This window comes from Kitasatospora sp. NPDC022785, from assembly GCF_055561295.1.
In genome coordinates this window covers 120,375-126,900 of the sequence record NZ_JBVHHB010000029.1, presented here as the reverse complement: position 1 = coordinate 126,900, position 6,526 = coordinate 120,375, and the positions used below count along the sequence as shown (strand labels likewise).

The 6,526-nt window shown below is 71.3% G+C and carries 4 protein-coding genes and 1 pseudogene; 4 read left to right on the top strand and 1 reads right to left on the bottom strand.

Going from position 1 to position 6,526, the window contains the following annotated elements; translation table 11 throughout:
• The 4 genes and pseudogenes from ACZ3YO_RS33540 to ACZ3YO_RS33525 all read left to right on the top strand — a co-directional run.
• Positions 1-120, top strand: a pseudogene (locus ACZ3YO_RS33540) (non-reducing end alpha-L-arabinofuranosidase family hydrolase); the annotation flags it as partial.
• Between the two features lie 243 nt (positions 121-363).
• The gene (locus tag ACZ3YO_RS33535) at positions 364-1,665 is read left to right on the top strand and encodes a ricin-type beta-trefoil lectin domain protein (protein ID WP_465577041.1); all 1,302 of its coding nucleotides are present in this window, start codon (positions 364-366) and stop codon (positions 1,663-1,665) included.
• 261 nt (positions 1,666-1,926) lie between these two features.
• A complete protein-coding gene (locus ACZ3YO_RS33530; protein ID WP_465577030.1) occupies positions 1,927-3,459 on the top strand; it encodes a cellulose binding domain-containing protein in 1,533 nt (510 codons plus the stop codon).
• A gap of 91 nt (positions 3,460-3,550) precedes the next feature.
• Positions 3,551-5,383, top strand: coding sequence for a glycoside hydrolase family 6 protein (locus ACZ3YO_RS33525; RefSeq protein WP_465577027.1), 1,833 nt, complete (start codon positions 3,551-3,553; stop codon positions 5,381-5,383).
• A 110-nt stretch (positions 5,384-5,493) separates the two neighbouring features.
• On the opposite strand, the gene ACZ3YO_RS33520 is transcribed toward ACZ3YO_RS33525, so the two are convergent.
• Positions 5,494-6,519, bottom strand: coding sequence for a LacI family DNA-binding transcriptional regulator (locus tag ACZ3YO_RS33520; protein WP_465577025.1), 1,026 nt, complete (start codon positions 6,517-6,519; stop codon positions 5,494-5,496).
• Positions 6,520-6,526: the final 7 nt, after the last annotated feature.

The window sequence follows — 6,526 nt, the reverse complement described above, 5'->3', positions numbered from 1 at the left end:
CAGACCATGACCATCGACCCCTGCAACCTCCAACTCCTCTACCAGGGCAAGTCCCCCAACGCCACCGGCCCCTACGACCAACTCCCCTGGCGCCCGGGCCTCCTGACCCTCCGGCGCTGAGCCGTCCTGATCCACCACGGGGAACCCCAGCCGATCACGGCTGGGGCTCCCTCCCCGTCAGCCTGCCGACATCACCGAGGGTCCGCCCTCGCTCGATCGAACCGTTTCAACCGGACGGCAGAAGTCCCGCCGTCCGGCGCCCTGACCTCCTGTCCACCCGCAGCGAAGGAAGAGCCGATGAAACGCAGGTCCTCGTTCACGCCCCTACGGTCCGCGATGGTCGTCCTCGTGGCCGCGCTCAGCATGGCGCTGGGCCTCGGCTTCAGCGCGAACGCCGCCCCGGTCAACGCCGCTCCCGTCAACGCCGCTCCGGTCGGCACCGCCGCGGGCACCGGTGGTTGCGGCAAGGCGCCGTCGCTGGCGAGCGGCCCCCACACGATCGTCAGCAGCGGTCAGAGCCGCGGCTACATCCTGAGGGTCCCCGCCGACTACGACCAGAACCGCCCCTACCGGTTGGTCTTCGGATTCCACTGGCGGGGCGGCACCGCCAGCGAGGTCGACTCCGGTGGGACCGACGGCTACAACTGGTCGTACTACGGCCTCCGGCGGCTGGCGGACAACGCCGGCAACGGCACCGTCTTCGTCGCGCCCCAGGGCCTCGACAACGGCTGGGCCAACTCCAACGGCCAGGACGTCACCTTCGTCGACGACCTGACCCGGCAGCTCGAGGCCGGTCTGTGCGTCGACACGACCCAGCTCTTCTCCGCCGGTTTCAGCTACGGCGGCGGGATGAGCTACGCGCTCGCCTGCGCCCGGCCGACGGTCTTCCGGGCGGTCGCGGTCTACGCCGGAGCGAACCTCAGCGGATGCAGCGGCGGCACGCAGCCGATCGCCTACATGGGGCTCCACGGCCTGCGGGACGACGTCCTGCCCATCTCATCGGGGCGGGAGCTCCGCGATCGGTTCGTCAGGAACAACGGCTGCACCCCGCAGAACCCGCCCGAGCCGGCGCCCGGCAGCCTGACGCACGTCGTCACCGCCTACTCCGGGTGCAAGTCCGGTCATCCGGTGGTCTGGGCCGCGTTCGACGGGGCGGGCCACGACCCCGGCCCGATCGACGGGTGCACCTGCGACGGCTGGCGCACCTGGACCTCCGGCGAGGTGTGGAAGTTCTTCAGCCAGTTCGGCTCCGGCACTCCCACCCCCACGCCCGGCGGCAACCAGGAGATCGTGGGCCAGGCGTCGGGCCGCTGCGTGGACATCGGCGGCTCCTCCACGAACAACGGCACCCAGGCGCAACTGTGGGACTGCCACGGCGGAACCAACCAGCGGTGGACCTCCACGGCGGGCAAACAACTCATGGTCTACGGCAACAAGTGCCTGGACGCCTCGGCTGGGGGGACCGGCAACGGCACCGCGGTGGTGATCTGGGACTGCAACGGCCAGGCCAACCAGCAGTGGAACGTCAACTCCGACGGCACGATCACCGGAGTGCAGTCGGGCCTGTGCCTGGACGCGGCCGGAACCGGCACGGCGAACGCGACGAAGATCCAGCTGTGGTCCTGCTCGGGCGCGGGCAACCAGCAATGGAGTCTGCGCAGCTGAACCGAACTCCGGGGCCGGGGCGCCGAGCCCGCTGCGCTGTCGTGACATGAACAATGCTCGAACCAGTGGGAGCGCTCCCACTGTGAGGGATACCCCCGGGTCGGTCAAGAGGCTTGAAGAGTCGAACACCTTGGCCGAGTAATCCGCGCAACTCCTCTTTTCCTTAGCGGTAGTTGGCGCTACGGTCGGTACCCACCAGTGGGAGCGATTCCGTCAGTCGACGCGCCGGGAGCGGCGCGTCCTCGCTGCGAGGAGTCGCTCATGCGACACCCCCCACCCTTCTCGGCGTTGCTCGCCGGCACGGTCCTCACCCTGGCGAGCGCCGTGTCCGCCCTGTCCGGCGCAGCGGGTGCGGGTGCGGATGCCGCCGCACCCTCCACTTGCTCGGTGGTCTACTCCACGGTCAACCAGTGGGACGGCGGCTTCCAGGCCTCCGTGTCCGTGACCAACAACGGCGCGCCCACCAGTGGTTGGCGCCTCGGCTTCGCCTTCGCCGGCGGTCAGCGCCTCACCCAGGGCTGGAACGCCACCTGGTCCCAGTCCGGCACCACCGTCACGGCGGTGAACGAGAGTTGGAACGCCTCGCTCGGAACCGGCGAAAGCGTCGCCCTCGGCCTCATCGCCTCCTGGTCCGGCAGCAACCCCGCGCCGGTCGACTTCACCCTCAACGGCCTTGCCTGCACGGGCGGTTCGTCCACCACGCCCACGCCCACCCCCACCCCGACGACGTCCCCGACCACACCGGCCCCGACCGGCACACCCCCCGGCACACCCACCGGCGCGCCCCAGCTCGGCGTCAGCGGCAACCGCCTGACCGACCCGAGCGGCACCACCCGCCGACTGCTCGGCGTCAACCGCTCCGGCGGCGAGTTCATGTGCGTCCAGGGCCACGGGATCTTCGACGGCCCGGTGGACGACCCCGCGGTCCAGGCGATCGCGGACTGGCAGGCCAACACCGTCCGCATCACGCTCAACGAGGAGTGCTGGCTCGGCCTTGACAACATCCGGCCCGAGTACCGGGGCACCGCGTACGTCGACGCCGTCAAGGCTCTGGTGACCCGGGTCCTCGCGCACGGCATGACCCCCGTGGTCGAACTCCACTGGACGTACGGGCAGTACACCGGTGCTTCGGCGGGCTGCTCGGACGTGCACGCCTCCTGCCAGAAGCCGATGCCGGACGCCCAGTACGCCCCGGCCTTCTGGACCTCGGTGGCCAACACCTTCAAGGACGACCGCCGGGTGGTCTTCGACCTGTTCAACGAGCCCTACCCGGACCGGGCCACCGCCACCACCGACCAGGCCTGGGCCTGTTGGCGCGACGGAGGCACCTGCCCGGGCATCGGCTACGAGGTGGCCGGCATGCAGGACCTCATGGACGCCGTCCGGGCCACCGGCTCGCGCAACGTCGTCCTCGTCCCCGGCATCGCCTACGCGAACGACCTGAGCGGCTGGCTCGCCCACGCCCCGACGGATCCGAGCGGCCAACTCGCCGCCGCCTGGCACGTGTACAACTTCAACTCCTGCGCCAGCGAGACCTGCTGGACCTCCACCCTGGCTCCGATCGCCGCCCGGGTCCCGCTCGTGGCGGGCGAGATCGGTGAGAACACCTGCGGGCACGCGTTCGTCGACCGCGTCATGAAGTGGTCCGACGACCGCGGGCTCTCCTACCTGGGCTGGACCTGGAACACCTGGGACTGCTCCTCCGGTCCTGCCCTGATCAGCGGTTACGACGGCACTCCCACCGCGTACGGCACCGGGCTGCGCGACCACCTGCGCACCCTGAACGGACGCTGAGCGAACACCGGGACGCCGTGACACCGGAACGCCGACACACAGGGACACCGACGCACCAGGACACCGATTCACCGAAAGGGACACCCGGACCATGAGCCGCACCCCGCGCACCACGCACACCACCGACCCCACCGACCCCACCGGCCCCGCCCTCGCCCGGCTGCGCGGCAGCCGGACGGCCCTGCTCGCCGCCCTCGCCCTGATCACCGCGAGCGGCGCCACCGCCACCGTGCTGTCCGCCTCCGCGGGCGCCGCCACGGCCGGCTGCCGGGTCGACTACCAGGTCTCCAATCAGTGGAACACCGGCTTCGGCGCCAACGTCGTCGTGACCAACACCGGTGACCCGCTGGCCTCCTGGACCCTGGAGTGGACCTTCGCCGGCGGACAGCAGGTCACCCAGGGCTGGAACTCCACCATCAGCCAGTCCGGGGCCGACGTGACCGCCCGGAACATGTCGTACAACGGCAGCCTGGCGACCGGCGGTTCCACCTCCTTCGGCTTCAACGCCTCCTACAGCGGTGCCAACCCGGTCCCCACCGCCTTCAAGCTCAACGGCGTGCTCTGCGACGGCTCCACCACGACGCCCACTCCCACCCCCACCGGCACGCCCACCACCTCACCCACCGCCACCCCCACGGCAACCCCGACCGGCACCCCCACCACCCCGCCCGGCGGCCGCGTCGACAACCCGTACGCCGGCGCGAAGGTCTACGTGAACCCCGAGTGGTCCGCGCACGCCGCCGCCGAGCCCGGCGGCAGCAAGGTCGCCAACCAGCCCACCGGCATCTGGATCGACCGGATCGCCGCCATCGCCGGCGCCAACGGCAAGATGGGGCTGCGCGCCCACCTCGACGAGGCGCTGCGCCAGAAGGGCAGCGGCCAACTCGTCGTCCAGCTCGTCATCTACGATCTGCCCGGCCGGGACTGCTCGGCGCTCGCCTCCAACGGCGAGCTCGGCCCGACCGAGATCGGTCGGTACAAGACGGAGTTCATCGACCCGATCGCGGCGATCCTCGCCGATCCGAAGTACGCGGGGCTGCGCATCGTCACCGCGGTGGAGATCGACTCGCTGCCGAACCTGGCCACCAACACCACGCCGCGTGCCACCGCGACCCCCGCGTGCGACGTGATGAAGGCCAACGGCAACTACATCACCGGCGTCGGCTACGCGCTCAAGAAGCTGGGCGCCGTGCCCAACGTGTACAACTACGTCGACGCCGGGCACCACGGCTGGCTCGGCTGGGACGACAACTTCGGCGCGTCCGCGGACCTGTTCAAGCAGGCCGCGACGGCCGAGGGCTCGACCCTCGCCAACGTGGCCGGCTTCATCGTCAACACCGCGAACTACAGCGCGCTCAAGGAGAACAACTTCAGCATCGACGACAGCGTCAACGGCACCTCCGTCCGCCAGTCCAAGTGGGTCGACTGGAACCGGTACACCGACGAGCTGTCCTACGCGCAGGCGATGCGGGCCAAGCTGGTCTCGATCGGCTTCGACCCGCACCTCGGCATGCTGATCGACACCTCGCGCAACGGCTGGGGAGGCACCGCCCGGCCGTCCGGGCCGGGGCCGAAGACGAGCGTCGACGCGTACGTGGACGGCGGGCGCTACGACCGGCGGTTCCAGACCGGCAACTGGTGCAACCAGGCCGGCGCGGGCCTCGGGGAGCGGCCGCAGGCGGACCCGGCGACGGGCATCGACGCCTACGTCTGGATGAAGCCCCCGGGTGAGTCGGACGGGGCGAGCAAGGAGATCCCGAACAACGACGGCAAGGGCTTCGACCGGATGTGCGACCCGACGTACACCGGCAACCCGCGGAACAACTACAGCATGTCCGGTGCGCTGCCGGACGCGCCGCTGGCCGGGGACTGGTTCTCCGCCCAGTTCCAGCAGCTGTTGAAGAACGCCTACCCGGCGCTGTAGCACCGAACGCCGTCGACCGTCCGGAGGCCATCGGCGCTCCGGACGGTCGACGGGCCCCGGCAGGACCCTTCGGGGCCCCGTCAGGAAGGCCTCTCCGGATGGATGACCTCTCAGGAGGACTTCCGCACAACCAGCTCGGTCGGCAGCACCAGGCGGGACGGCTCCGCGCCGTCCTCGCCGGCGATCTGCCGCAGCAGGAGCCCGGCCATCATGCGGCCCATCTCCTCGATCGGCTGACGGACGGTGGTCAGCGGCGGGTCGAGGTGGCGGGCCACCGGTGAGTCGTCGACGCCGACCAGCGCGACGTCACCGGGAACGTCCAGGCCCCTGGCCCGCAGGACGGCGAGCGCGCCCACCGCCATCAGATCGGAGGCGGCGAACACCGCGTCCAGGTCGGGGCAGCGCTCCAGCAGCTCGCGCATCGCCCGGCGGCCGCCGTCCTCCGTGAAGTCCCCGGTGGCGACGAGGCGTTCATCCTCGGGCAGGCCGGCCGCCGCCAGCCCCTGACGGTAGCCGGAGAGCCGCCCCTGGGCGGCGTCCATGTCGAGCGGGCCGGTGATGGTGGCGATGCGGCAGCGGCCGCGCCCGGCCAGGTGGTCCACGGCCGAGCGGCCGGCCCCCACGTTGTCGGTGTCGACGTACGCCAGCGGCTCCTGCGGCGAGCGGCGCCCGTTGAGCACGGCCGGCAGGCCCAGCGCGCGCACCTGGTCCGGCAGCGGGTCGTCCCGGTGGACCGAGACCAGCAGTACGCCGTCCACCCGCTGGGCGGCGAGGTACTGCTCGAAGCGCTGCCGCTCCTGTTCGGTGCGGATCAGCGTGAGCAGCAACTGCTTGTCCGCCGCACCCAGTTCGGCGCTCACGCCACGGATGACGTCCAGGAAGTACGGCTCCGCGAAGAGCCGCGCCTCGGTCTCGGGGACGACCAGCGCGACCGCGTCGGTCCGGCTTCCGGCCAGGGCCCGGGCCGCCCGGTCGGGCACGTAGCCGAGCTCCGCGACGGCCCGGGTCACCGCCTCCCTCGCCCGGTCGCTCACCCGCGCCGAACCGTTGATCACCCGGGACACCGTGCCGCGCCCGACACCGGCCAGGGCCGCGACTTCCTCCAGGGTCGGTCTTCCGGTCTGCCGTCCGCTCACCGCCCAC

Excerpts from the sequence above, each read along its gene's own strand:
- ACZ3YO_RS33535 (WP_465577041.1), top strand. The coding sequence starts at position 364 with ATGGCGCTGGGCCTCGGCTTCAGCGCGAACGCCGCCCCGGTCAACGCC.
- ACZ3YO_RS33530 (WP_465577030.1), top strand. The coding sequence starts at position 1,927 with ATGCGACACCCCCCACCCTTCTCGGCGTTGCTCGCCGGCACGGTCCTC.
- ACZ3YO_RS33525 (WP_465577027.1), top strand. The coding sequence starts at position 3,551 with ATGAGCCGCACCCCGCGCACCACGCACACCACCGACCCCACCGACCCC.